General features: G+C 48.2%; 24 protein-coding genes and 1 tRNA gene. 16 read left to right on the top strand and 9 right to left on the bottom strand.

Annotated elements, in window-relative coordinates; genetic code table 11:
- Entirely contained in the window at positions 1 to 351 is a 351-nt protein-coding gene (locus tag JXQ28_10540) for a hypothetical protein (protein MBN2278171.1), read from the top strand.
- A 130-nt stretch (positions 352 to 481) separates the two neighbouring features.
- Here JXQ28_10540 and JXQ28_10535 read toward each other — a convergent pair whose 3' ends face one another.
- Together JXQ28_10535 and JXQ28_10530 are read right to left on the bottom strand one after the other, a co-directional pair.
- A complete protein-coding gene (locus JXQ28_10535; protein ID MBN2278170.1) occupies positions 482 to 1,894 on the bottom strand; it encodes a cytochrome c in 1,413 nt (470 codons plus the stop codon).
- 26 nt (positions 1,895 to 1,920) lie between these two features.
- The gene (locus JXQ28_10530; protein ID MBN2278169.1) at positions 1,921 to 3,303 is read right to left on the bottom strand and encodes a c-type cytochrome; all 1,383 of its coding nucleotides are present in this window, start codon (positions 3,301 to 3,303) and stop codon (positions 1,921 to 1,923) included.
- An 87-nt stretch (positions 3,304 to 3,390) separates the two neighbouring features.
- Between JXQ28_10530 and JXQ28_10525 the strand changes: the two genes are divergently transcribed.
- Positions 3,391 to 3,612 (top strand): hypothetical protein, encoded by a 222-nt coding sequence (locus tag JXQ28_10525; protein MBN2278168.1) that lies wholly within the window; start codon positions 3,391 to 3,393, stop codon positions 3,610 to 3,612.
- A 62-nt stretch (positions 3,613 to 3,674) separates the two neighbouring features.
- On the opposite strand, the gene JXQ28_10520 is transcribed toward JXQ28_10525, so the two are convergent.
- Positions 3,675 to 3,758: transfer RNA gene (locus JXQ28_10520), tRNA-Leu, on the bottom strand.
- A gap of 295 nt (positions 3,759 to 4,053) precedes the next feature.
- Between JXQ28_10520 and JXQ28_10515 the strand changes: the two genes are divergently transcribed.
- Positions 4,054 to 5,286, top strand: coding sequence for a glycosyltransferase family 39 protein (locus JXQ28_10515; protein ID MBN2278167.1), 1,233 nt, complete (start codon positions 4,054 to 4,056; stop codon positions 5,284 to 5,286).
- Positions 5,287 to 5,336: 50 nt separating this feature from the next.
- Here JXQ28_10515 and JXQ28_10510 read toward each other — a convergent pair whose 3' ends face one another.
- Together JXQ28_10510 and JXQ28_10505 are read right to left on the bottom strand one after the other, a co-directional pair.
- Positions 5,337 to 6,200: a sigma-70 family RNA polymerase sigma factor gene (locus JXQ28_10510; GenBank protein MBN2278166.1), complete on the bottom strand. Its 864-nt coding sequence runs from the start codon at positions 6,198 to 6,200 to the stop codon at positions 5,337 to 5,339.
- Between the two features lie 45 nt (positions 6,201 to 6,245).
- The gene (locus JXQ28_10505; GenBank protein ID MBN2278165.1) at positions 6,246 to 7,736 is read right to left on the bottom strand and encodes a trypsin-like peptidase domain-containing protein; all 1,491 of its coding nucleotides are present in this window, start codon (positions 7,734 to 7,736) and stop codon (positions 6,246 to 6,248) included.
- Between the two features lie 269 nt (positions 7,737 to 8,005).
- Here JXQ28_10505 and JXQ28_10500 point away from each other — a divergent pair, with 269 nt between their 5' ends.
- From JXQ28_10500 to panB, 6 genes are read left to right on the top strand one after another with little or no spacing between them, the layout of a single operon-like run.
- On the top strand, positions 8,006 to 8,659 hold the full coding sequence (locus JXQ28_10500; GenBank protein MBN2278164.1) for a class II aldolase/adducin family protein: 654 nt from the start codon (positions 8,006 to 8,008) through the stop codon (positions 8,657 to 8,659).
- Positions 8,652 to 9,827, top strand: a complete 1,176-nt coding sequence (locus JXQ28_10495; GenBank protein ID MBN2278163.1) for a pyridoxal phosphate-dependent aminotransferase — start codon at positions 8,652 to 8,654, stop codon at positions 9,825 to 9,827. Before JXQ28_10500 ends, JXQ28_10495 begins: the two co-directional genes overlap by 8 nt.
- A gap of 1 nt (position 9,828) precedes the next feature.
- A complete protein-coding gene (gene folB / locus JXQ28_10490; GenBank protein ID MBN2278162.1) occupies positions 9,829 to 10,224 on the top strand; it encodes a dihydroneopterin aldolase in 396 nt (131 codons plus the stop codon).
- A 25-nt stretch (positions 10,225 to 10,249) separates the two neighbouring features.
- Positions 10,250 to 10,765 carry a 2-amino-4-hydroxy-6-hydroxymethyldihydropteridine diphosphokinase gene (gene folK, locus JXQ28_10485; GenBank protein MBN2278161.1) on the top strand — a complete coding sequence of 172 codons (516 nt, stop codon included), beginning with the start codon at positions 10,250 to 10,252 and terminating at the stop codon, positions 10,763 to 10,765.
- Positions 10,752 to 11,399 carry a deoxynucleoside kinase gene (locus JXQ28_10480; protein MBN2278160.1) on the top strand — a complete coding sequence of 216 codons (648 nt, stop codon included), beginning with the start codon at positions 10,752 to 10,754 and terminating at the stop codon, positions 11,397 to 11,399. Before folK ends, JXQ28_10480 begins: the two co-directional genes overlap by 14 nt.
- A gap of 12 nt (positions 11,400 to 11,411) precedes the next feature.
- On the top strand, positions 11,412 to 12,239 hold the full coding sequence (panB, locus tag JXQ28_10475; protein MBN2278159.1) for a 3-methyl-2-oxobutanoate hydroxymethyltransferase: 828 nt from the start codon (positions 11,412 to 11,414) through the stop codon (positions 12,237 to 12,239).
- Positions 12,240 to 12,630: 391 nt separating this feature from the next.
- Here panB and JXQ28_10470 read toward each other — a convergent pair whose 3' ends face one another.
- Both JXQ28_10470 and JXQ28_10465 read right to left on the bottom strand, forming a co-directional pair.
- Positions 12,631 to 13,092: a YbaK/EbsC family protein gene (locus tag JXQ28_10470; GenBank protein MBN2278158.1), complete on the bottom strand. Its 462-nt coding sequence runs from the start codon at positions 13,090 to 13,092 to the stop codon at positions 12,631 to 12,633.
- A 131-nt stretch (positions 13,093 to 13,223) separates the two neighbouring features.
- Complete coding sequence (locus JXQ28_10465) at positions 13,224 to 13,748, bottom strand: AAA family ATPase (GenBank protein MBN2278157.1); 525 nt, start codon at positions 13,746 to 13,748, stop codon at positions 13,224 to 13,226.
- 230 nt (positions 13,749 to 13,978) lie between these two features.
- Here JXQ28_10465 and JXQ28_10460 point away from each other — a divergent pair, with 230 nt between their 5' ends.
- From JXQ28_10460 to JXQ28_10450, 3 genes are all read left to right on the top strand, one after another.
- Entirely contained in the window at positions 13,979 to 14,740 is a 762-nt protein-coding gene (locus JXQ28_10460) for a DUF169 domain-containing protein (GenBank protein MBN2278156.1), read from the top strand.
- A gap of 95 nt (positions 14,741 to 14,835) precedes the next feature.
- A complete protein-coding gene (locus tag JXQ28_10455) occupies positions 14,836 to 16,311 on the top strand; it encodes a tetratricopeptide repeat protein (protein MBN2278155.1) in 1,476 nt (491 codons plus the stop codon).
- A 137-nt stretch (positions 16,312 to 16,448) separates the two neighbouring features.
- Positions 16,449 to 17,093, top strand: a complete 645-nt coding sequence (locus JXQ28_10450; protein MBN2278154.1) for a hypothetical protein — start codon at positions 16,449 to 16,451, stop codon at positions 17,091 to 17,093.
- A 65-nt stretch (positions 17,094 to 17,158) separates the two neighbouring features.
- On the opposite strand, the gene JXQ28_10445 is transcribed toward JXQ28_10450, so the two are convergent.
- Positions 17,159 to 17,638 carry a putative metal-dependent hydrolase gene (locus JXQ28_10445; GenBank protein ID MBN2278153.1) on the bottom strand — a complete coding sequence of 160 codons (480 nt, stop codon included), beginning with the start codon at positions 17,636 to 17,638 and terminating at the stop codon, positions 17,159 to 17,161.
- 18 nt (positions 17,639 to 17,656) lie between these two features.
- Entirely contained in the window at positions 17,657 to 19,219 is a 1,563-nt protein-coding gene (locus JXQ28_10440) for a hypothetical protein (protein ID MBN2278152.1), read from the bottom strand.
- A gap of 285 nt (positions 19,220 to 19,504) precedes the next feature.
- On the opposite strand from JXQ28_10440, the gene JXQ28_10435 reads away from it, so the two are divergent.
- The 4 genes from JXQ28_10435 (at position 19,505) to JXQ28_10420 (ending at position 24,050) form a co-directional block, all read left to right on the top strand.
- Entirely contained in the window at positions 19,505 to 20,233 is a 729-nt protein-coding gene (locus JXQ28_10435) for a hypothetical protein (protein MBN2278151.1), read from the top strand.
- Between the two features lie 86 nt (positions 20,234 to 20,319).
- On the top strand, positions 20,320 to 20,955 hold the full coding sequence (locus JXQ28_10430; protein MBN2278150.1) for a hypothetical protein: 636 nt from the start codon (positions 20,320 to 20,322) through the stop codon (positions 20,953 to 20,955).
- Between the two features lie 147 nt (positions 20,956 to 21,102).
- Entirely contained in the window at positions 21,103 to 21,900 is a 798-nt protein-coding gene (locus JXQ28_10425; GenBank protein MBN2278149.1) for a M48 family metallopeptidase, read from the top strand.
- Between the two features lie 128 nt (positions 21,901 to 22,028).
- Positions 22,029 to 24,050, top strand: a complete 2,022-nt coding sequence (locus tag JXQ28_10420; GenBank protein ID MBN2278148.1) for a S9 family peptidase — start codon at positions 22,029 to 22,031, stop codon at positions 24,048 to 24,050.
- The last annotated feature ends 1 nt before the right edge of the window (position 24,051 follow it).

Raw genomic sequence — 24,051 nt, 5'->3', positions numbered from 1 at the left:
ATGTCCGATAGCGATATCACATCCAATTCCGAACCCGGCTATGACAAAGGCGAAGCCAGCGTGAAAAAAGTTATTTTCTGGGGGATTGTGGCCGTAACGGTTTTTGTGGCCGCCATTATCTGGGCGGTTGACTATTTTACGGCGGTCAAGGAAGAGGCAACCTATAGCCGGGTGCTAAGCCCCAGTTCAACCGATCTGCGGGATTTAAAGGTGCATGAAAGCGAGATTCTAACAACCTACAAGTTACTTGATTCGGCCGGAGGAATTTATCAGATTCCGATCGAGCGGGCCATGGAAATCCTGGCCGATGAAGCTTATCAGAAAAAGAAGGACAAAGCCGCAAGGCACTAATCTGATTTTTTAATAGCGCCGAGAAATCTTCGACTTCGGTAACTGCCCTGATGGCAGTTATTATTTTGTCCGCGATTTTAACCATTCATATACCAATGACCGATCGTGGTGTTGGTCTTGATCCGCAGAATTATTTTTTATCTGAGGTAGTATCGGATATGGGCTGTTTGACGACTGTTTCCGAATTATCTTCTGCCCCAATTTGAAGAATGTACTCCGCCACCATTTCCAGTTGCTCCTCGCCCAGATGAGCAAAAGACGGCATCGGTGCGAATTCCGGACGCTTCTTCCCCGGATTCGATGCCCATTTAACAATTCCTTCCGGATTGCCCTTGTAAATGGAATAAACCTCCCTCAGCGATGGTGCCGCCAGGACTTTATCGACCGCATGGCAGGCCGCGCAGTTGCGGAACACCTTTTCCCCCGTCATTCCCCCACCGACCGCTTCTCCGGCTCCATATCCGGCCTCGATACTCATCCGTGTCGCCGTCTCAATGGCCCGAAAACGGGCCGTCTCATCGGCCATTAATTGTTTGTGGTCATTCAAACAGGTTTCGCGGTAAATATGCCGTCCGGTACCCATCGCCAGCACCACCAGCCCGAAAAATCCCCAGATTAGTAAATAATGATGCCCAACCCGGATATTATCATTTCTTATTTCCCGGCTCAGAATATAAAGCACCACCAGGGCAATGATTACCCCGGTCAGAATGACCATAATCATTATCATGCTGATCCCGTCATAGGGCAGGGTGAAAAGCAACAGCGGGCCGAACAGAAGTTGCGCCAGAGTGATATAAAAAGCCGCCCTGTAAAACAACCGCCGTAACTGCGGGCGGGTGAATTCCGGAAGGAATTTCTCCACATCGAATCCTTTCCGGCCGAACCACCCGGCCAGAAACAGCCCGGTCAGGGCCAGCGACGCCGCCAGAAAATGGAAATAGCGCGGAAAGACATTGCCGATCCGAAGCGATGAAAAGAATCCGGCCGCTTCCGGCCATTTCTCCGGAAACAGCATCAGGTTAATATTGGCCAGAAAAATAAAGGGAATCGAAAGGAACAGAATGGCCGCGAATGATCCCACCAGAAGATGCAGTCGCTTGTTTTTCTCCCGCCATTTGTCCCACATGTACTTATGAATATAAGCCAGCAGAAAAGCCAGTGTCACCAGCGGGATGATCGAAATCCAGGCATATCCGGTAATGGCGTTGGCCGAATAAAAATGGGTCGTATATACCAGGTTGATACATAAAAGCGGCCCCACTCCAAGTACCACCGCCAGGCTCTTGTTGACCGTGATGGTCTCCGCGATTTTCCTGGCCAGGGCATCGTACTTCCTATTGGTCAGACCGATTATCTCGAAAATTACCGAGAAAACCGAACCGCCGACCATCATATTGACAAACAGGATATGCGCCAGAAACAGCACCACCAGTAATATCTTTAACTCGTAATCTCCCAGCGGCAGGTTCAATTCCAGGTCACGCGGGACCGGAACCTGAATCGCCAGCGGCAGAAACACTTTATGTATCAACCCGATCATTATTCGGCTTCATCCTCAATCCGTAATTAAGGTGTTGCATCCCCGGGCGGTACCGTCCAGTCGGCATGGGCCCCCACAATAAACCTGGGATCTTTCCGGAAATCCTTTAAATAGGCCACCAGCGCCTCGAGTTCTTTATCATTTCCGGGAAATGGCGGCATATAGGTCCGCGAGTTATGCATGGTTTGGATAAAAGCCGTCATGGCCGTTTCGTCCCATTCCCCCGGACCGTACAGGTTATTGAACTTGGTCATCATCGAATTAATACCCCGGGTGGTATGACACCGCGAACACGCCACCAGGAAAACATCCCGCCCGGCCGCGATTTTGTTACTCGAAGTCACCTGGTGATTCTGAACAAAGGTGGCATAAGGCAATATCCCATCCCGCTGAAAAACCGGCAGATCAGAAACTTTGACCCCGTTGGAATACATGTAATCCTCGATAACATAGGGCTTGCGAATAAACTCTCTTACCCGTTCGAAATGCCCCAGCAGCCATAATCCCAGAATAAACGGAATCACCAGCACCAACCCGGTGATGTACCTGGGTTTGATAACTCCCAAAAGAGCCGCCAGCATCAGGGCAATAATAGTCACAATCATTATGATCGCCAGAGTCTCATGCCACTGCATAAATCGCTGGGTTAACAGGCCGACATCAATATTGTCCTTCATTGAATCGGGTACTACCTTCCAGTACCACCATGATCCGACAACAAGCGGTGCCACCCAGGCCAGCATCCAGATCCCCACAAACCGGACCATCCTTTGCCGCAGTTCGCTCCCTTTCCGGGTGAAGAAAAAGAGCAGAAACCAGATACACAATCCGGCCAGACCCATTGCGTAGGCCGTCCGGAATAGCAGTTGCGGGAGATAAAGAGGATTGGCGATTCCGGACCATAACGTCCGCTCCACCGGCCATGACCCCGAACCCATCATAAAGCCCAAAATGGCCACAATTATCAGCATTGTCAGCCAGGAAAATGCACTCAGGGCCGCCCCGAATCCGATATGGACTTTTTTCCATATTCCCTGCCCCCACCTTTTCCAGGTCAGAAAATAGACCATGATAAGAACCACTTCACTGATAAAAACCAGCCATTCGGAAAACCAGGCCCAGAAAAACACTCTCAGCAGGCTACCGATTCCAAAGGGGGCAATAAGTGCGGTCGAGAACCAGATTCCTACCCCGGTCAGCGCCCCGGCCGTGGTCGTCACAACAAAAAGAACGAAAGTAACTTTATATGCCACCCGATCCCATTCCATATTACCTTTGCGGACTCCCCACCATTCCAACAGCGTTATCAGCGGATAGGCTCCCACGGCCAGCGGGTGATTGATGAAAACATGGACGATGGCTATGACGGCAATCAGGATACGATTGCCGAAAAAGTCGAGGAAAAACATCGGAAAATCCATGCCGATAATATGTCGGCAAATCCGGCAATTCGCAACAATTTTTTGTTTTTGAGTTTGTATTGATTTGATACAGCATTGACTGCCATCATGGATTATTTCTATCCGCCTTTCGACCGCCAGTCCGACAACTACCAACCGGTTATCAACCAGATTCGATTCAATGCCGAACCTTCTATGGATACCTTGCGGTTTTCACGAACAACGATTGAGGGAAATGAATATTTCATCAAGCGTCATGGCTGGGGGGTTTTTGCAATCAATTCGCCGGAGCGCGCCGATTCATCGATAATAGGCTGAATGACGTTTATCCCGGGATATCATCATTTTTTGATAAAGACTGACATGAACCAAAAGAAAAATGCCGAAGGGGGGATTCGAACCCCCACGACCGTAAGGACACTGCGCCCTGAACACAGCGTGTCTACCAGTTTCACCACTTCGGCATTAACAGGCTATTAAAATAGCAATTTTGCCCCGCTTGGCAAGTGAATTTTTATGACATAAGCCAATTCAGCTGACAGACAATTCCTTTGACTAAAAAATCGAAATAGTATAGATTAGCCGCAACGGAAAAATTTTGATACTGTAATTTAGTAATTTCCAAGCGCTTAAAAGATAATGCGAATCAGTCATTCTACCCCCGCCGAATCAAGCCGATGGCAAAAATTAATCATTATCCACCTTGACCTCCTTCTGATTTTTATCATTGCTGTTATTATAAGAATCATCTTCCTTTCTTTGAGTCTTAACCAGATCGGTTATGATGGCCTGATGTATGCCTCTCCCGATGCCAAACTATATGTCAATATGGGCAAAAGCCTGGTAAACGGGACAAATAGCTTCGAGCATGGTTTTTTCATATTCGGACCGGGGTTTGCGTATTTTCTGGCTTCGTTTTTCAAGCTTTTCGGCAAAGGTCTATTCCCCTACATACTTTTTCAAATCATTGTCTCCGGCATGTCATGTCTTTTAATCTACAGATTGTGTATGGAGCTCACCGATTCATATAGAATTTCTATACTCTCGGCCATTCTGGCCGTGATATCATATACGTCGATTACCCTCAGCATTGTCATCCTGTCCGATACTGTTTACATGTTTGTTTTTCTTCTTTCATTAATATACCTGGTCCGGGGTTTGAGGAAGATGAGGTGGCGGTATTTCATTATCTGCGGTTTTTTTGCCGGATTGGCCGGTTTGATTCGTTCTATTGGCCAGTTTTGGCCATTGATGATACTCCTGATGGGAATCCCCTATTACCATTTTCAATATCGTCGGCTGAAATCCGGCGCGAAAATGAAAACAGTGGTATTCAGACTCGTAACAGCGGCCATTATTGCGACCTTAATCATGTCCTTCTGGGTTATCAGAAATTACCGGGTGCATGATATTCCCGCTCTGGCTTCCGCCGGTGTCATGGGCGCCGCCAAGGTTGCCGCCCTATCTCTTGAAAAAATAGAAAACCGGCCTATGGCCGAAATAAGAAGAGAATGGATCACCGAATATACCGGCCACCCCGAATCCACCGCCGTATCATTGGAGGAATCATTCCATATTGAAATAGATAAAACCAGAGAGACTTTCTTCAAACACCCGGGGCCAATGCTGCGACGGTATATTGGATTAACCTGGGATAATTTGAACGCCACCAATTTTTACCACAGAATATTACTGCCCCAATGCCAATTTCTATTGAAACTGGAACATAAAATAAATCATTATGACCTGAATTTCCTGAATTTCTGGATATCACTCACAGGCATGGTGGTGCTGATCATCCGGCGCCAATTTCGTGTTCTGATAATACTTGGAGGTGTCTATATTTACTATGCTCTTTTAATTGGCTTTAACCCCTGGCAGGGATCCCGCGTGTTTTTCCCCGGTCAAATTGCTTGGACCATGCTGATCTCCATTGTTCTTGTAAATCTCTATGATTTTCTGAAAAAATATTTGGCCCGCCGGTATTCCTGATAAAAAAAAGCCGCCATCTCGGCGGCTTCGATGTTTGAAAAATACGCAGTTTAATTTAGATAGGCTCTCAATGAACGGCTACGTGAAGCATGCCGCAAACGACGGATCGCCTTTTCTTTGATCTGACGAACTCTCTCGCGAGTCAACGAAAACCGTGCCCCGATATCCTCCAGGGTAAGGGCCTTCTCATGATTCAACCCGAAATAAAGGCTGATAACCTCGGCCTCTCTCGGTGTCAGAGTATCGAGAGCCTTCTCGATTTCCAGTTTCAGCGATTGATCCAGAAGTTCCTCGTCCGGCGCAGGCTGGTACTCATCCTCAAGGATATCGATCAGAGAATTATCCTCGGAAACCGAAAACGGCGCATCCAGCGACAGATGCGAGTTGGAAATTTTCAGCGTGTCGGAAACTTCACCGGCCGATAAATCAAGCTCCTTGGCGATTTCATCCGGTGAAGGAACTCTTCCCAGACCCTGCTCCAGGGAACTGGAAACCTTGCCGATTTTATGCAACGTTCCGACCCGGTTCAATGGTAACCGGACAATTCGGCTCTGTTCGGCAAGGGCCTGCAATATGGCCTGCCGAATCCACCAGACGGCATAGCTGATAAATTTGAATCCCCGAGTCTCATCAAAACGTTTGGCCGCCTTGATAAGTCCGATATTCCCCTCGTTGATCAAATCAGCCAGCGATAAACCCTGATTCTGATACTGTTTGGCTACGGACACGACGAAGCGGAGATTGGCCTTTGTAAGAGCTTCCAGGGCTTTTTTCGATCCCTGCTTGATTTGTTTGGCCAACCGGACCTCTTCCTGAGCATCGATTAAAGGTGTTTCCCCGATTTCACGGAGATACAAATCGAGCGACCTGTCCTCATCGCGGTACTTTAAAGATTGTTTAGCCACAGTTATCAATATACCTCCTTAAAAGAGCGCTTTCCGATATGCGCCCCCCTTTTTCTATGGCTTAATCGCCTTATACTCAATCGAACCGCGGGGATCCACCAGAAGGAACGGAATCGCCTGATTCCGATCCTTGAGTTTCTCCGCGATTTGCTGCAGGTCGGCCAGATTCTTTACCTCGACATTGTCAACCTGCGTTATCACCGACCCGGGCATAACTCCGGCCACATATGCCTGCGAGCCGCGGGCCACGCGATTTATGAAAACGCCCGGATAATAGTCCGAACCTATCTGGCGGGCGATATTCTCGGTATATGTCAACAACTCCATCCCCAGCCAGGTAACCTGCTGATAGGGATCCTGAAACTGCGAGGCATGGGCTTTTTGATATTCATCCCGGTCGACAATCTCGGCCCGGGTTGTTATCTTTTTTCCGTTGCGAAGCAGCTCGATTTCCGATTCCTTATTTTTCTGGGCCATTGATATCAGTACCGAAAACTGGTCGGAATCGAGAATTTCCTCGCCATTAAACGACAGCAAAATATCTCCGGTCTGAATTCCGGCCACAGCTGCCGGCGAACCCTCGAAAACAGATTGAATAAACACTCCTTTAACGGCATCCAATCCCTGCTGACGGGCCTGAGCTTCATTGACATCGGCCAGATAGACACCCAGCCAGCCCCGGGTGGCCTTACCCGTGGCAATCAGATCGGGAACAATCGCCCGGGCCAGATTGATCGGAATGGCAAAACCTATTCCAACCGAAGCCCCGGTCGGGCTCGAAATAGCGGCATTAACCCCGATCGCCTCACCCTTGATATTCAGCAACGGTCCTCCGGAATTACCCGGGTTAATCGAGGCATCAGTCTGAATATAATCCTGGTAACTCGGCGTTCCATCACCGAAACGAAGATTGCTCCGGCCTTTGGCTGAGATTACCCCGACTGTAACCGTCCGATCCAATCCCTGCTGAGGGAAAGGATTCCCGATTGCAATGGCCCATTCGCCAACCCGGATTTTCGAGGAATTGCCGAAAGATATAGTAGTAATCTTTTCCTGCGGTTCCACCTTCAAAACCGCCAGGTCGGTTTGGGGATCAACCCCGATAATTTTGGCATCATAGCGATAACCCGAGGAAGTTCGCACCTCGACTTTCTGGGCGTTTTTGACCACATGATAATTGGTCAGAACATAACCGTCATCCCGGAAGAAGAAGCCGGAACCGGATGACATAGTCGGTTCCTGGGGAATATTGAAGAAACGCCAGAATAGATCGTCATGGTAGCTGTTGCCGGCGCTCTGCTCGGCAACAATATTGACCACCGCATCCTTCACCCGGTTGACCACTTCGACAAAGGGTGAGGTACTTTCGCCGCTTTCATCCTCGACCACAGGATAGCGCGAGGGCGCCATGGTTGCTTCGGATTTCTTGGTAAAATCAAGATTAGAGGCGACAATTATTCCTGTCACAATACAGACGACAGCGAATAAAACGATGGAAAAATAGCGAAAACCAGTTCCCAAAAGAGACCGCGACCTCTTTTTCAAAACTCATCCTCCAAACAACACAGCTTTTCAAGATACAAACCATTTAACGGTTTGTCAATTAAATTATTGGATTTTATTTACTTGCTTTAATCATTTACCCTCTTATACCAACCCCGATTATTTTTTGTTTCCATTTTTAAATTTAAAAGGCTAAATAACTTCTTGCCCATCAACCCCTTATTATATACGTTAACCGGGGCTGATTTCGGAGAATATAGGCGTAGAATCATTGACTTTTTCATTGCCTTATTTTAGTATGAGGTTTTATTATGAATTATCAACCCGAACGAAAATTAATTGCCGAATTCGGCCGATTTCTGGACCGCAAAGGATTGGTTGCCGGATGCGATGGTAATCTGTCTCTCCGCGTCGAGGAAAACAGGATTCTGGTTACACCATCCGGTTTTTCCAAAGGGCGCTTGTCGGAAAACGATCTTGTCCTGGTGGATTTAGACGGTCGCCCGGTCAACGGGACCGGAAAACCATCCTCCGAGACAGCCATGCATCTGTTTGTTTACGAAAGCCGCCCGGATATCAATGCCTGTTGCCATGCCCATCCGGTCTATGCCACTGCCTTTGCCGTCATCGGAAAAGAGCTCCCCTGGGATATTCTTCCTGAAGTCGTCCTGACGGTTGGACATATTCCGTTGACCAATTTCGCTCCGCCGGGAACGGACGCGGTTCCTCGATCGCTGGAACCTTATATAGCCGACCATGAGGCCTTTCTGCTTAAAAGCCACGGCGTCCTGACCCTGGGAAAAACAATGGAGACGGCTATCAATCGTATGGAAACGGTTGAACATCTGGCCCGAATTGCATATATTGCCGGACAAATGGGAACGCTGAACTCGCTTGACCGGGCTGAGATAAAACGGTTGCAGGGCGTCAGTAAGACTCATTCCGAAAGACCAGATTATGATTAAAAAAGTGATCCTGGATAAGGCGGATCGTCTCTATCATTTCCCGTTCGATATGGAAGATTTCTTTCCGAAAAGGACTATTAAAACCGGGGAACGACGAATCCCGACTCTTGATCTTGGTCATTTTAATTGGCCGCATAAGAATGGAAAGCCTGATTGTGGTAGTAATTTTCTGGCTTCAGCCAGCCCGAATGACATTGCGCGGCTGAAAGAATCCTTATCCGGCTGGCTTAATGGCGAATACCGCATGGCGGTTGACCCCAGGAAAGAAATTTACATCGGTCAGGGTATTCACAGGATTATTTTTGATCTTTACCTGGCCTTTGTGGAGCTTGGCGATATTGTTCTTTGCCCGGAACCAGGAATGCCTTTTTATCGGCGTTTGGCCATTGCGGTCGGTGGCGTCCCGGTAACCTATCCCATCTCGGCTAAATCGAATTATAAACCATCGGCCGTGACGCTATCCTCGAATCTGGGTAAAACCGCTAAAATCCTGATACTGAATAATCCCAACAATCCTTTCGGAACTGTCCTCGATGACACTGAACTGGCCGAAACCATACGCATTGCCTCCAGGCAGAACACCTTCATTATCAATGATGCCGCTTACTGCTCGCTGGCTCCTGAAAAATATCGCCCGCTCCGCTCTCTCCCGGGTGGCGGCAAAGTAAGCTTGGAAATATATTCCATTCCCTTTACTTTCGGTTTGCCGTATCTGCCTTTCGGATTCGCCGTCGGACCATCCGATGTAATCAACGGCTTGGAGACAATCGGGAAAACGCTGGGCGTATCCATTCCGGCCGTCTGGGTGGATCAGGCCATGAAATCAATCGCGGCATATCCATCCGAGGGTCTCAGAGAAATCAAACGTAAAATCGACAATACCCGTCTTGAAGCCGAACAGCTGGTTGAAAAAATGGAATGGAAAGTCATCGGTGAAAAATCATCTCCCTTCCTGTGGATAAAAATCCCCGAACGCAAACAGGCCGCTTCATATGCCGCCGCCATCCTGAGGCGGAAACATATCCTGACGCTGCCGGGGACCGCCTTCGGCGAAACCGGGGAGGGCCACCTGAGGCTATCCCTGACCGCCACTCCCGATGAATACCGCGAGGCCACCGCGCGCCTGATGAGAAAATTGACGATCAAAGCTATCAGTGGAGAAAAATAACATGGATGTTATTCGACTCAATGGAATGGTCTTCTACGGGTACCACGGCGTCTCTGCCGCCGAGAAGGAGACCGGCCGCCGATTCGAGGTTGATTGCGAACTCGAGGTCGATCTGGCCCCGCCCGGTGAATCGGACAGCCTTCAGGATGCGGTCGATTATGTCGCCGTCCATCGGAAAATCAAGGAAATCGTCGAGGGTAAGGCATATTCCCTGATGGAAAGCCTGGCCGCCAATCTGGCCCAGACTATTCTGAATGAATTCCCGATTTATCGTGTAACCTTGCGAATACGCAAAGTGATTCCGCCGATCCAGGGAACTATTGACAATATCGAAATCGAGGTTACCCGGCGTCAGCCTGATACTTCCAAGATTTTGGCCGATAATGAAAATAAATAGTCATTTCGACCATAAGGAGAAAATAATGTCCAGAATAGTTTATCTTGGAGTCGGTTCAAACCTCGGTAACCGTGAGGCCAACCTGCTCAGAGCCTGCCGCCTGATTGCGGAGATGGAAGGCTTTGAACATATTCACTGCTCACCCATCTATATCAGCGAGGCGGTTGATATGGACAGGGATACGCCGGGATTTTTGAATATGGTTATCAAGGGCCAATTCGCGTACAGCGCCCAAGAGCTTTTGACCAATCTGGAAAATATTGAGAAAAAAATCGGGCGTGAAAGCAAGGGCGATTACCAGCCCCGGACTATTGATCTTGACCTCCTTCTGTTCGGCGATGAGATCATCAGAACCGATCGTCTGCAGGTGCCGCATCCGAGGATGACCCGGCGAGCTTTTGTCCTGGTGCCGCTTCTCAACATCGATCCGGATCTGCTTCATCCCGAAAGCGGCCGCAGGCTGGATTCATACCTTAAATCCGGAGAGGCTAAAAGCATTATTATTTACAGGGAAATAGAACAACCTCATGTCCGAACCTAACTATATCGCCCTGGAGGGCGTAATCGGCGCCGGGAAAACCACGCTGGCTCGGATGCTGGCCGAAAAAATTGACGCCGAACTGCTACTTGACGATGCCATGAATAATCCCTTTATCGTCGATTTCTACAAGGAAAAAAACCGTTATGCTTTTTCCGCCCAGTTATATTTTTTGCTAAGCCGCTATCAGCAGCAGCAATCCCTGATCGTCCGTGACCTGTTCGCCCAGAGGATTGTTGCCGATTATACTTTTATCCGCGATCAAATTTTCGCTACTGTCAATCTCAGCAAACGCGAACTCATTCTGTACGAAAGAATCCTGCCCCTTCTCAAGGCCGATATTCCTCCGCCGGATTTGACCATCTATCTTCAAACCTCCACCCCGGTTTTGCTGGAACGGATAAAAAAACGCAATTACGGTTTCGAGCGTTCTATCGATGTTGATTATATCACCGAACTCAACGATGCTTTCAACTACTTCTTTTTTCACTATGATGATTCGCCTCTGCTGGTCGTAAAAACCGATGATATCGACTTTGTTGACAACCGCGATGATTTTGAAAATCTGGTCGAGTTGATTAAAAAGCCGATCACCGGCAAGAAATATTATGTCCCGGCCGGGCATACCATGCCGTAAAATGAGGAAAACATGTCAGCTCATGACGACCGTAATTCCAATGGCAAAATGACCATCCGTACTTTTATCAGGAAAAAGGTTCACGGTGAAAAACTGGCGGTCCTGACCGCTTATGATTATTTCACCGCCCGGTTTCTCGACCGGGCCGGTATCGACTGCATCCTGGTCGGTGATTCGGCCGGGATGGTCATTCACGGCATGACAAGTACCCTGCCGATCACGATGGAAGTCATGCTGGCCCACACCCGCGCCGTCGCCCTCGGCACCAAACAGGCCCTGGTCGTGGCCGATATGCCCTTCCTGTCCTACCAACCGTCATTCGAAATCGCTATTACCAACGCCGGTCGATTTTTAAAAGAAGCCAACGCCGAGGCGGTCAAACTTGAAGGCGGGACGGAGATGGCCCCGACTGTTAAAAGAATTGTCGAATGCGGTATCCCGGTTATGGGGCATATCGGCCTGACGCCGCAGTCTATTCATGCTTTCGGCGGTCATCGGGTCCAGGGCCGCAAAGAAAAATCGAAGCAGTACCTTCTCGAATCGGCCCAGGCTCTTGAAGAGGCCGGAGCTTTCTCCATTGTTCTGGAACTGGTCCAAACCGCCACCGCTACCGAAATAACCCGGAATATCAACATCCCCACCATCGGGATCGGGTCCGGGATTGGATGTGACGGCCAGGTCCTGGTGGTCAATGATATTCTGGGGCTTTACGATATCTTTAAACCGAAATTCGTCCGTCGTTATGTCGACCTTCCCCCACTTATCGAACAGGCCGCCCGCGATTTTATTAAAGACGTAAAATCCGGCAATTACCCGTCTTCGGATGAGTCTTTCGAGTAGGCATTAAAGGCTTATCAATTCCACTGATTTTAAATTCCGCCTGTTTCAGTAATATTTTCCAGCAAAAATCCTCATCCGGGAACTTTTAAAACCGCGTATCGGTTCCATATACTGGATCAGTACGATCCAATTATTTAAGTGCCCGGAGGTGTTTGAAATGAAATCAAATTCAGATCTTGAAATAAAAACCTGGCAGGGTTTAGTCAGTATTGCCATGATCTCCCTGCTCTACTTTATGCCGGTTTTACTTCACTGATTGTCGGAACAGATTCTCTAAATCCCCGAAACTTATCGGGGATTTTTAATTGTTGTCATTTACCTTTTTTGTCTTGATTTCCATCCCGCTCCCGGTTAAACGACATCAAAAGCCTTAACCCGGATGAATAATAATTTACAAGGCGAATTTTATCATTTTCGGTTTAACCAGGCGCTCGAAATCGGCATATTGCATTATTAAGACTTCGGTCTGCGAGCAGGCATTAAAGGCTATCATCTTGTGCCCGGTCAATTTTTCGGCCACATAGACACCGAGACCGTAAAGATTCCCAAACGGCGGCATGGCACCCAGTTCGCAGTCGGGAAACATATCGCGGAATTCCGATTCGCGGGCCATTTGGACATCATCGCATCCAACCGTATCCCGGAGCATTTCGAAGTCGACCATATTGGCGGCCGGCAAAACCGCCATAGCCATTTTACCCTCCACTTTGACCATTACCGTCTTGACCATCTCCCCGCCCGGTATATGCGCCAGAGAGGCGATAGCCTGGGCCGTGAAGGCGGGCGGATGTTTTTTAATTTCATAATTGACCCGGTTTTGGTCAGGAAATTCCAGAAGTCGTCGGATCGGCATAACAACCTCCCTGGATTGGTTATGAAACAGAAATTTGGGAAAAAACCACTTTGGTCGTTTCAATCGACCGCGGAAATGGAATCTATTTAAAAAGAAATGGTAATTCTCTGATATCAAAGACGCGGATATGTCTATTTTGTCAAAATGGCCAGGATATCATTAGACAAATAGTCCCGGTTATAACGAGTAACCTCAAATATGGCAACATCCTCGCGGGCCTTAATCTTTTCGGCCAATCCACCCCCATTAAGAGCCACAGTGGCAATTACCAGACGGTTTGAATCCATCAAATTCAGAATTAAGCGGCGGAATTTTGCCGAGAAACACTCCATTTTCCCGATCTCATCAATCACGACCGGAGCTTCAGATGAATGGTCAAAATCGATTTCATCGAGAAATAGATCAAAAGACTCGACATCGACTCCATATTTTCCGACACGATATTGACTTTCGATGTTGATATGCGATAGAATTTTCACCCCCCCCTGTAAACTAATCAATTCAAAACCGACCCGTCGCCCATTCTCCCTGATTTCCGAGGTGTAAAAGCCGACTGGCCGAAGCGCTTCCAACTGCCTGGCCAGAGTATTAATCAGGGTTGTTTTACCCACCCCGGGAATACCCGTAATAAGACAATGCCTTTTACCCAATTTCATATGCCCGCGCCATTTATTATCGTTTTTAAGAAATAAATATTATTGTCAATGAATAATATGAAACAATCTTGACCCCCGCACCAATTTAATATAAGGACAAAATAGCCCTTTTTGCAAGCCTTTTTACCCTGTTCGAGATATTATCGAACCGGGATCAATTGTTAATAATTTTGGTTGAGCTTGTATAAATCAATATGTAAGTTGAGACTTATAGAATTGGCGGCATTTATATGGATTTGAATTTGAAAAACAAATTTATTCAGAAATGGGAAAAGTACTTTCCGGACGCCGAATACCCTCTCGTTTTCTATTATACCGATGATAAATCACGGGGCACACCGATCGAATCGAATGAAAAATGGCATTGCCTGATCGGGGACTTGAATCGCGTTCGAAATGGCCGAAATGCCATTTTCGAAAGTGCCACCATCGGCTGTTCCGGGGCACGGGAAAATCTTGGGTATCCGGTCGAGGAGCGTCTGGATTTTGAGTATTTTTTATCATGCGGGCGAGCGGGCGAAATCGAGGGTATCCGTCACAAAAAAAACCCGGAGCTGGTCAGAAAAATGCAGGCGGCCCGTCCGGCCTTTAAGGCCCCGGACAAATATATCGTATTTAAACGCTGGGATAATCTGGACCGGGATGATCACCCCGTCTCCGCCATATTCTTCGCCGCGCCGGATACGCTGGCCGGGCTGTTCAGTCTGGCCAACTTCGATGAGGTCGATCTTCAGGCCGTCATAACACCTTCATGCGCCGGGTGCGCTTCGATTGTCGCCTACCCCTATCTGGAATATCAATCAACGCACCCCCGGTCGGTTATCGGGATGTTTGACATTTCGGCCAGACCCTATGTAGATCCCTGTCATTTAACTTTTTCGGTTTCACTAACCAAATTGGTTGTTATGATCGATAATATGGATGAGAGTTTTTTGATTACCGATAGATGGGAAAAGATCGCCGGGCGCATGCGTCGCAACAGAATTGAATAAGAACAAGGTTTATGACCTCGGGCTATAAATAATGTTATTTTTTCTAAGTAATATATGTTTATATACCGTTATAGACATATAGGAGGATGGAATAAATGGGTCGCCGCAAAAATACTGTCAGCTATATATTTTTAGCTGTCGGTCTGATGATGGTTCTGGGCTGGGGATGCTCCGGAAAAAGCGATAAAATCCCCATTACGACTTCATCCCCGGAGGCCCGCCAGGACTACATAAAAGGACGAGATCTGGGTGAACGACTTCGGGCTCTCGAGGCGACCGACTATCTGAATAAGGCGATTGAGAAAGATCCTAATTTCGCAATGGCATACCTGAACCTCGCCTATCTTCAATCCAGCGTCAAGGGTTATTATGACATGTTCGAGAAAGCATACGCCCTGCGAAACCAGATTTCCGAAGGCGAGCAGTTGATGTTGCATGCCGCCCGGGCCGGGAATAACGCCGATCCCATGAAACAACTGGAATATCTGCAGCAACTGGTGGCCGAATATCCCAACGATGAACGGGCTCATAATATACTGGGAACCTACTGGTACGGCCAGCAGGAATTTCAAAAGGCTATCTCCGAGCTTGAAAGAGCCATTAATATCAACGATGAATTTTCGCCGGCCTATAATATGCTAGGCTATTGCTACCGTTATCTTGGTCAGTACGATAAGGCGGAAGAAGCCTTTATCAAATACATCGAATTGATCCCCGATGATCCTAATCCCTATGATTCCTATGCCGAATTAAGACTCAAAATGGGTGAGTACGGTCAGTCTATCGAAACCTATTATGAAGCTTTGGATATCGACCCAAATTTCGTCCCCTCGCATATCGGAATTGCCACTAACCTGAATTACCTCGGCAAACACAAGTCCGCCCGGGAACAGCTCCAGGAGTTATATGATATCGCCCGCGATGATGGACAACGTCGAACAGCTCTTCAAGCTATGGTTATCTCTTATGTCGACGAGGGAAAAATGGACCAGGCACTGCTTACCATGGACCAGCAGTACAACCTTTCGGAAAGGATGAATGACATTACGGCCATGACCAATGACCTAGCGATTATGTCCCGAATACTGCTGGAGATGAATCAGAGCGACAGGGCCAGAGTCATGATCGACAGCAGCCACAACCTCTTTGTCAATTCCGACTTGCCGGATGAATTAAAAGCCAATTCCGAACGAAATTACCTTTATTTTTATGCCCGTATTGCCATCAAACGCGGCGATTTTGCCGAAGCTGGCAGAATCATCCAGGAATTCAAAACCCGGGTCGAGGAAGCCAATAATCCCTACCAGACCAGACAAATCCATGAACTGGCTGGAATGCTGGCTCTGGAGCAGGCCGACTATAGTACAGCCCTGACCGAATTTTCTCAGGCCGATCAGCAGTCCCCGTACCTGTTTTACCTGATGGGAAAGGCTTGTGAGGGCAATGGAGATATGACCGAAGCTCTGGATTGGTATGAAAAAGTTGCCTACTTCAACGATCTTAATAGTCTCAGTTATTCCTTTATCCGGCAGGCCGCGATCAAAAAATTGCCGCGTGACAGACGGCGGTAATTGTTTCTATTAATACCCGTTTTTTCGCTGAATAAAATTTCTCCAAACCGGCATTATTCGCTTGTCATTGGTATTTCAATTGTTTACCATGACTCCGTAATTATCCAACATCAATAATATTTCTATGTGAGGCACTCATGAAAAAGCTCATGGCAATTGCTGCAGTTTCATTGACTCTATTTTTAACGGGGTGTGATGATGATTCGGGGACCAATGATGACGGTGCTGCCGTTATTCTCCCTCTGGTAACTGATAATATCTGGCACGGCACTTATACAATCTACGACAGTGAAGGGACACCATCAGCCCCCGTTTATTACAGCTTCCGGATCGATGATGATACTACGGTCGAGGTGTTGGGCGATGACCAGATCTGGTTCAAGATGGAGCGAACCCTCGGGACATATTCATATGTTGCCGATGATCTTTACCGCAATCAGGCCAACGGGTTATGGATGTGGGAAAAATATGACGAAAGCGGTACCGAACCAAATCTTTGGGCCAAATACAAGGCAACCGCTGGAGATATTTATTTAACCGGATCGGAATCTGCTGATTCGGCAGCCGTGGTATCCATTTCGGCCAGTGTTTCGGTGCCCGCCGGAAATTTCACCTGCTATCGTTATAAGATTGTCAGCCACTCGCTTACCGGTCGCAACGAAGAATACTGGTGGCTGGCCGCTGATCACGGCTTTATAAAATATCAGGAGTATTACAAGCCCGAGGGTGATCCCCAGTATCTGCAATCCGAATGGGAACTTGACAGTCTGGATTTGAATTAATTTCCGGTCTTCAAAATAATAAGCCCGCTGCTTAGGGCGGGCTTATTTATGATAATCTGACGAGTTTACCAGTTTTTGACTTCTCTTAATTTTTTAATCTGGCTGAGATGGTTTTCGCCGTGACCGGAATAAATTTCCAGCAGGCGTATCATCGTCACTTCGCCGATTTCGGGGTGGCTGGCCGATCGAGACCAGTCTTTTTCGCTCAGGGATTCCATTAACTCGCACCAGCGTAAATGGAGTCCGGTCAATATCAGAAGCGAGGATTGCACGTTGATTTGCCGAGCGTCGATCGTTTCCGTCCAGCGGTCCTGATCGTAGGTTTTAAGAACCGGATTATCTTCAGTCAGAATCAGTTTCATCCTGGCAAAGGCATTAAGATGGGCATCGGCAAGATGATGGACGACCTGACGGACTGTCCACTTGCCGTCACCGTACGGCGTGTCGAGTTGCTCATCATCAAGATCGCAAACCGTCCGGGCCAGAACCTGGGGCAGGGTTCTGATTTTTTCGATCATTTTATTTCTCTCGTCGACCGACCGCATATTATTCCCTCCGGGTCCTTATCCGGCTGTTTTTTTGATCGTATCGAGGAGAGTCCCATCGCGCCATTCAATCACATGAACCGCCTCATCGCCGATTTCCGCCGTCGGCGGAATCGTCCCGAACTCATGGGCTTTATCCTGCGCCTTCTGATGCAATTGCTCAATATCCAGAAGTTTCACCCCGAAATCCGCGGCCCGTTCCAGAATGGCTTCTTTATAACTGCTTCGGCTTTTCGGATTAACCGCGGCATAATCCTCGGTGACCACGACATCAATGACCTCACCAGGGGTGGTCCGGGTATATACTTTATCAACCACCTTAGGAAAACCTTTTCCGTCCTTACCCGTGGCCAGCGGCATGAAAATAATCGTCAGATCGGCCCCGGCCGCGACATCCTGCCCGCCTCCGATTCCTCCGATTATCCGTCCCCCGGCACAGACCGTATTCAGGTTGAACTCCAGATCGACTTCGAGGGTCGACAGAACCGCCAAATCCAGCAGGTTAACTGCCGCTTCCTTATTGGCCACCGAAGCATAATAGGCGGTCGTGATTTCGTGATGATGATGATTTGTCAGAAGTGATTCGAACATTCTGGGACTGGGCTCGAAGAGCTGGCCATGCATAAGCTGGTGGAGCGTTCCCTCATCAAGCATATCGACGTGCAACGAGGTTACTCCGCCGATAGAAAAATTGGCCCGGATATTCATCTCCTTGAGCATACTCCGGATATTTTCCAGGATAAGAAGCCCGGCCCCGCTCCCGACCTGAAAACTGAAATCATTCTTCACCACTCCGGCGGCTTTGATAACCCGGGTGATATTGTCCGCCACCCTGGCGTTGAAAGGATTGGTGCGGGCTTTGTTCATATCAAGCGTCCCGGATCCGATTCCGCTATTTAAACCGGGGGTATCGACTTTTACCACGAAATCCACCTGTTCCATGGAAATCGGAGTGGGCATGACTACCGTCGGACTGATTGTCCCGGCCAACAAACAAACATATTCGGCGTACTCGGCATCGGCCGAGAAAAGACCAACGGGACCGCAAAGATGTTCCGGTTTACCGAGAAGTCCGTTGGCATTGCCATAAGCATCGGCAATTGGTACCGGTCCGAAGGCCACTTTGACCGTCACCTCGCCGGTCTGGAGTTTTCTCACCCGGTTGCCATGTGAAAAACCTACTCCCACCCAGGGCAGTAATTCACCATTGACAACATGATTTCCCAATTTCCGGTAGGCATTGCCGTACAGCCCACCGATAACTCCCTCCTGGACGGCCTCGATTAACCAGGGATCGACATTGTCAAAAAAAGCATTGCCGTAAACTTTAATATTCTTTTTCCCCGTTTTCCTTAGGGTATCGACCACCAGCTTCAAGCCGCAGTCGCCGGTCCGGTAATAATGCGGGTAAGATATGGTATCGCCATCGGCGATCACCTCCATCACTTCCTCCAGGGAGACCACTTTATTTTTCCGATGCGGTATTTTTCTGGTGATGGTTCTTCCCACCAGCCGGCCGGAATAATCCCTATCGCTGAAAGCTGAAACGAATGGTTCGTATTTTATTCCATTATATTTCATTTTTGACTCCTCAGAATTTTATACCGTGAAAGATTATACACCGGCAATGAAAATGTCAAGAACCCGATTAATTTAATAAATTTCGGAACTTTTCGTCGATTCGCCGGTAGGAAATTGAAAAGAACATTCTGTTTCTCCTTAAAGTTGCCAACGGCGGGAATCGGAAACGATTCCCGTATTTTTTTATTCCGGCATGTTGAATTCCTGATATTGACATATTCTGAGGATCAGCATTATATTCTAAACAGCTACTTGGGCAAGATTAAACATATAAAAGGGAAACATATGGATCTCCACATGATCAATCGCCGGCTTTTAATTGTCGTGGCGGTAATTTTGATCGCAGGTTGCTCCGATGATAAGACGACCGGACCGGAAATGTCGGATATTGCCGCCCCGCTGGTTGTAAAGGTTGTCTATCCTTATGGACCAATGTCGAAATGCGGCAACTATTTTGCCGGGCAGGCGGCCGAATATATTTCAGCCGCCACCGATTATCTCGAAGTTTTCGACCCCCCTGATATGGCCGGATGTGTCAGTGCGGGAATCCGGGCCGATGATTCCGTTTCATATTCCTGGGAAATCGTTGATATTACCGTGACCATGGACCGCAAAGAGACCTCCGCCGGATATCACTGGTGGATTTTTTATGATGGAACCGATGGTGATATCATCTATAACGACTGCAAAATCATTGAAGCAGAACAGGCGGCCGATGAATCGGAGGGGTGGATGGAGCTTTATACCGATTTTTCGGGTAATGATACCACTCACTGGGAATGGACCAAAAACGATGACGGCGATATAACCATGAATATGAACTGGTTTGATAATGACCTTAATACTTATGAACTCGAGGCCGTATTTCGGTCTGGAGGAGACGGATATGCCCAGCATTCGCGGAACGGCACTCCGGTCTGGAAAGTGACCTGGATTAAATCCGGATCGGAATCATCCGGGGAATGGTTTGATTATATCAGCCAGCCGAATATATCAGGGACCTGGACTTACTGAGTCAAGGTTTCTTTAGGTCACATTAGTGATATACCAAGCAAGCCTTTTTCATGGAAACCGCCCATCAATCGGGAGTATAAAAATTGATGAAAATAATTTTTTTGAAAATAGTCCTGCTGGTCCTGATAATGACTGTCTCCTGCGGCGATGACGGCACGGGAAGTGAAGGGACTGTTATCTGGCCGCTGACGGTCGGTTATCGGTGGGTCGGGACCATGAATGAGTATGATCCCTACGGCGTTCTGGTAAATTCCTACCAGTATGAATTTCATGTGAGGAATACGAACACAATCAGCAATAAAACCTGGTATGTGCTGGAAACGGTCGCCCTTGATGATACTGTCACTTACCCCCAATTCTTGGCCAATCAGGATGATGGGATCTGGGCCTACTACTTCGCAACCGAGAAATCCGCCTCGGCGGTATCTTCATCGCTCTGGCTTGAATATCCGGCCACCGTCGATGATTCCTATCTGACAGGCGCCGATCAGAATATTACCGCCCGGGTAGCTTCCACCGATGCCATTGTCACTCTCACCAGCGGCGACTATTCCTGCCATGTCTATACTATGACTCCCCAGGTTAGTTTTCCGACGGTCGAGACTTTTTACCTGGTTCCCGACCTCGGTCCGGTCAAATTGGCAACTTATGCCCCCGGGCCGGATGATACACCGTACCTGTCGCGTCTCTGGTTATTAGATTATTCGGGCATGTCGCAATAATCGGACCTTTCGTCAGACTGATCCCAAAAAAGGCTTGTCCGTTATTGACAATATGGATAATATTCTATAAGAAAATTCTTGAACCCGGAATAAAATTTTCGGTTATATATCAAAACATTCATTTGAGAGGCCAATATGAATCCTAAAATGACGAAGACTATTTCAATAGCCCTGGTATTGATGTTACTGACTATTTCATGCGCCACCGTTCCGATAACCGGTCGGAAGGGACTGAATTTAATTCCCAGTTCGAGTATTAATTCCCTGAGTTTTCAGCAATATTCCGATTTCCTGTCGGCCAATAAACTGAGCACTGATCAGGAGAAAACCGTGATGGTGAAACGGGTTGGGACAAATATCCAGCAGGCCGTCGAAAAATATTTTTCGGACAATAACATGACCGGTTACCTTGATGGTTATGAATGGGAATTCAATCTGGTCGAGGATTCCCAGATCAACGCCTGGTGTATGCCGGGCGGTAAGGTGGTGGTTTATACCGGGATTCTTCCGGTCACCAAAAATGAAACCGGTCTGGCGGTGGTTTTAGGCCATGAAATCGCCCATGCCGTGGCCAATCACGGCAACGAACGGATGAGCCAGGGATTGCTTGTCAATTTCGGCGGAATGGCCCTCTCCAAAGCTCTCGAATCCAAACCCGAAGAAACCCAACAACTGGCCCAGATGGCTTTTGGAATCGGTGCCAATGTCGGGGTTCTACTCCCATACAGCCGTTTGCATGAAAGCGAGGCTGATCATCTTGGTTTGATTTTCATGGCCATGGCCGGTTATGATCCCCGTGAAGCGGTGACGTTCTGGGAAAGGATGGCCGCCGACAATTCTGGTTCAACGCCGGAATTACTGAGGACCCATCCATCCGATGAAAAACGAATCGAAGACATAAAGAAAATTATGCCGGAAGCCATGGAATATTATAATAAACGCTGACCGGCAATAATCAGTTTGGACTCCATAATACGAGCCGCTGTCCGCAAATGCAGGGCGACGGCTTTTATATTGCCTCCTCGGGCATCGTCAGTTATTATTTATTATCGCTTTCCGAAGGAGACTTTAACATGATCATATCAACTATAATTCTTACAATTATACTGATGTCGAGTTTCAATCAGGCCCGATCCGAGAAAATCACTTTCAATGATCTCTATTCCTTTCCCCAATTCGGTGACCTTCGCTTTTCACCCGATGGCCGCCGGATTGCAGTGGAAGTGACAACCTATGATACCTCTGATGATTCCTCGGTCGATCGCATCTGGACAATCTCCATTGATGATGCCAAACCGCACCGGATAACTAACGGCCCCACCGGAGAATGGCGGCCGCGCTGGTCACCGGATGGAAAATATCTGGCCTTCGAATCCGACCGTGAGGGTGAAGTCCAGATATGGCTTCTTCCGCTTGATGGCGGCGAAGCGCATCCCCTGACATCGCTGGCCACCGGAGCAAGGGGCCCGGAATGGGCGCCCGGTTCGGACAAGATTGTCTTCTATTCGAGAGTCTTTCCCGACTGCCTCTCCGATAGTTGCAACCGAAGCCGCCTGGAAGAAATCGACCGCAATCCGATCAGCGCCAAAATCTTCGATCATTTATTGTTCCGGCATTACTGCTTCTGGAACGATGGGCGTACTAACCGCCTTTTCACAGTCGACACTTCCGGCCAGATCACCCCGGTAACCGATCCGGATTATGATGCCCCGGCTGCTCTTCTGGGCGGAAATCTCGATTATGGTTTTTCTCCCGATGGACAGGAAATCTGTTATGTCGCCAATACCGATTCTATCCCGGCTCTTGGCACCAACAACGACCTGTTTGTCATTCCATCCGGAGGGGGAAAAAGCAAGCGGATTACACCCGAACAGGGGCAGGATTGTAATCCTCGGTACTCGCCCGATGGCCGTTATATCGCCTATCTGGAGCAGGCCCGGCCGGGCTATGAATCGGATCAGTCCGACCTGGTTCTCTATGATCGAGAAAACGGGAAAAAATTCAACCTGACTTCGGAGTATGATCGTTCAGTCGGAAATTTCCTGTGGAGTCCCGATGGAAGATTCATCTACTTCCAGGCGATTGAGCATGGTTTTTCTATGATATGGAGAATTGACACGGCAAACCGATCAATCGAAAAATTGCTTTATGATGCCTGCTATCGGGGGATGGATATCTCCCCCGATGGCCGCTTTCTGGCGGTTGGCCGCTCTCTCTCAAATAAACCTTATGAAATTTATTTGTACGAAATCGACACCGGGAAATTAAAACAGCTTTCCCATTTCTCTGATGAATTGACCGCCCGGGTAGATATGCGTCCAGCTGAGGAATTCTGGTTTAAAGGTTTTATGGGCGATTCGGTACGTGGATTTTTGACTCTTCCGCCCGATTTCGACAGTCATATCAAATATCCGCTGGTTCTCCTTATTCATGGTGGTCCGCAATGGTGCTGGCTGGGAGATTTTAATTATTACGGCTGGAACACTCAGTTGATGGCGGCCCACGGTTATGCTGTCGCCCAGATCGACCCCCACGGATCGGTCGGTTATGGACAAGAATTCAAAGAATATGTGTCCGGCAACTGGGGTAAGGGGGATTATGAGGATTTAATGATCGGAGTAGATTATCTTCTGGAAAAAAAACCGTTCCTCGACTCCACCCGCATGGCCGCCCTGGGCCGATCTTACGGCGGTTTCATGACCAACTGGATCTGCGGCCACACCGACCGATTCCAATGCCTGATTACGGTCGACGGCATCTTCAGCCAGATCAGCAGCTATTTCTCAGCTGACGAACTCTGGTTCCCAGAATGGGAATTCAAGGGAACGCCCTGGACCAACCGGGTCGAATACGAGCGGGCTTCGCCATCAACCTATCTTAAAAATTTCAGCACTCCGACCATGATTATCCACGGGCAGATGGATTATCGGGTCGATGTTTCCGAGGCATTTCAGATGTTTACGGCTCTTCAAAGACGAGGAATCCCTTCGGAATTGCTCTATTTCCCCGATGAGGGGCACGCTGTGGGCAAAATAAAAAACCACCGGTATGTCTATGAAAAGCAATTTGAATGGCTGGAAAGATGGCTGAAATAAG

It is taken from the genome of Candidatus Zixiibacteriota bacterium, from assembly GCA_016933955.1.
Classification (GTDB): Bacteria; Zixibacteria; MSB-5A5; order GN15; family PGXB01; genus JAFGTT01.
This window is presented reverse-complemented; position numbering and strand designations above follow the sequence as displayed.

Bases quoted from the DNA above. Each gene is read 5' to 3' on its own strand.
- JXQ28_10440 (MBN2278152.1), bottom strand. From the start codon at position 19,219: ATGAAATATAATGGAATAAAATACGAACCATTCGTTTCAGCTTTCAGC.
- JXQ28_10450 (MBN2278154.1), top strand. From the start codon at position 16,449: ATGAAAAAGCTCATGGCAATTGCTGCAGTTTCATTGACTCTATTTTTA.
- JXQ28_10425 (MBN2278149.1), top strand. From the start codon at position 21,103: ATGACGAAGACTATTTCAATAGCCCTGGTATTGATGTTACTGACTATT.
- JXQ28_10465 (MBN2278157.1), bottom strand. From the start codon at position 13,748: ATGAAATTGGGTAAAAGGCATTGTCTTATTACGGGTATTCCCGGGGTG.
- folK (MBN2278161.1), top strand. From the start codon at position 10,250: ATGTCCAGAATAGTTTATCTTGGAGTCGGTTCAAACCTCGGTAACCGT.
- folB (MBN2278162.1), top strand. From the start codon at position 9,829: ATGGATGTTATTCGACTCAATGGAATGGTCTTCTACGGGTACCACGGC.
- JXQ28_10435 (MBN2278151.1), top strand. From the start codon at position 19,505: ATGGATCTCCACATGATCAATCGCCGGCTTTTAATTGTCGTGGCGGTA.
- JXQ28_10470 (MBN2278158.1), bottom strand. From the start codon at position 13,092: ATGCCGATCCGACGACTTCTGGAATTTCCTGACCAAAACCGGGTCAAT.
- JXQ28_10480 (MBN2278160.1), top strand. From the start codon at position 10,752: ATGTCCGAACCTAACTATATCGCCCTGGAGGGCGTAATCGGCGCCGGG.
- JXQ28_10455 (MBN2278155.1), top strand. From the start codon at position 14,836: ATGGGTCGCCGCAAAAATACTGTCAGCTATATATTTTTAGCTGTCGGT.
- JXQ28_10540 (MBN2278171.1), top strand. From the start codon at position 1: ATGTCCGATAGCGATATCACATCCAATTCCGAACCCGGCTATGACAAA.
- JXQ28_10445 (MBN2278153.1), bottom strand. From the start codon at position 17,638: ATGCGGTCGGTCGACGAGAGAAATAAAATGATCGAAAAAATCAGAACC.
- JXQ28_10535 (MBN2278170.1), bottom strand. From the start codon at position 1,894: ATGATCGGGTTGATACATAAAGTGTTTCTGCCGCTGGCGATTCAGGTT.
- JXQ28_10530 (MBN2278169.1), bottom strand. From the start codon at position 3,303: ATGTTTTTCCTCGACTTTTTCGGCAATCGTATCCTGATTGCCGTCATA.
- JXQ28_10500 (MBN2278164.1), top strand. From the start codon at position 8,006: ATGAATTATCAACCCGAACGAAAATTAATTGCCGAATTCGGCCGATTT.
- JXQ28_10430 (MBN2278150.1), top strand. From the start codon at position 20,320: ATGAAAATAATTTTTTTGAAAATAGTCCTGCTGGTCCTGATAATGACT.
- panB (MBN2278159.1), top strand. From the start codon at position 11,412: ATGTCAGCTCATGACGACCGTAATTCCAATGGCAAAATGACCATCCGT.
- JXQ28_10460 (MBN2278156.1), top strand. From the start codon at position 13,979: ATGGATTTGAATTTGAAAAACAAATTTATTCAGAAATGGGAAAAGTAC.
- JXQ28_10420 (MBN2278148.1), top strand. From the start codon at position 22,029: ATGATCATATCAACTATAATTCTTACAATTATACTGATGTCGAGTTTC.
- JXQ28_10495 (MBN2278163.1), top strand. From the start codon at position 8,652: ATGATTAAAAAAGTGATCCTGGATAAGGCGGATCGTCTCTATCATTTC.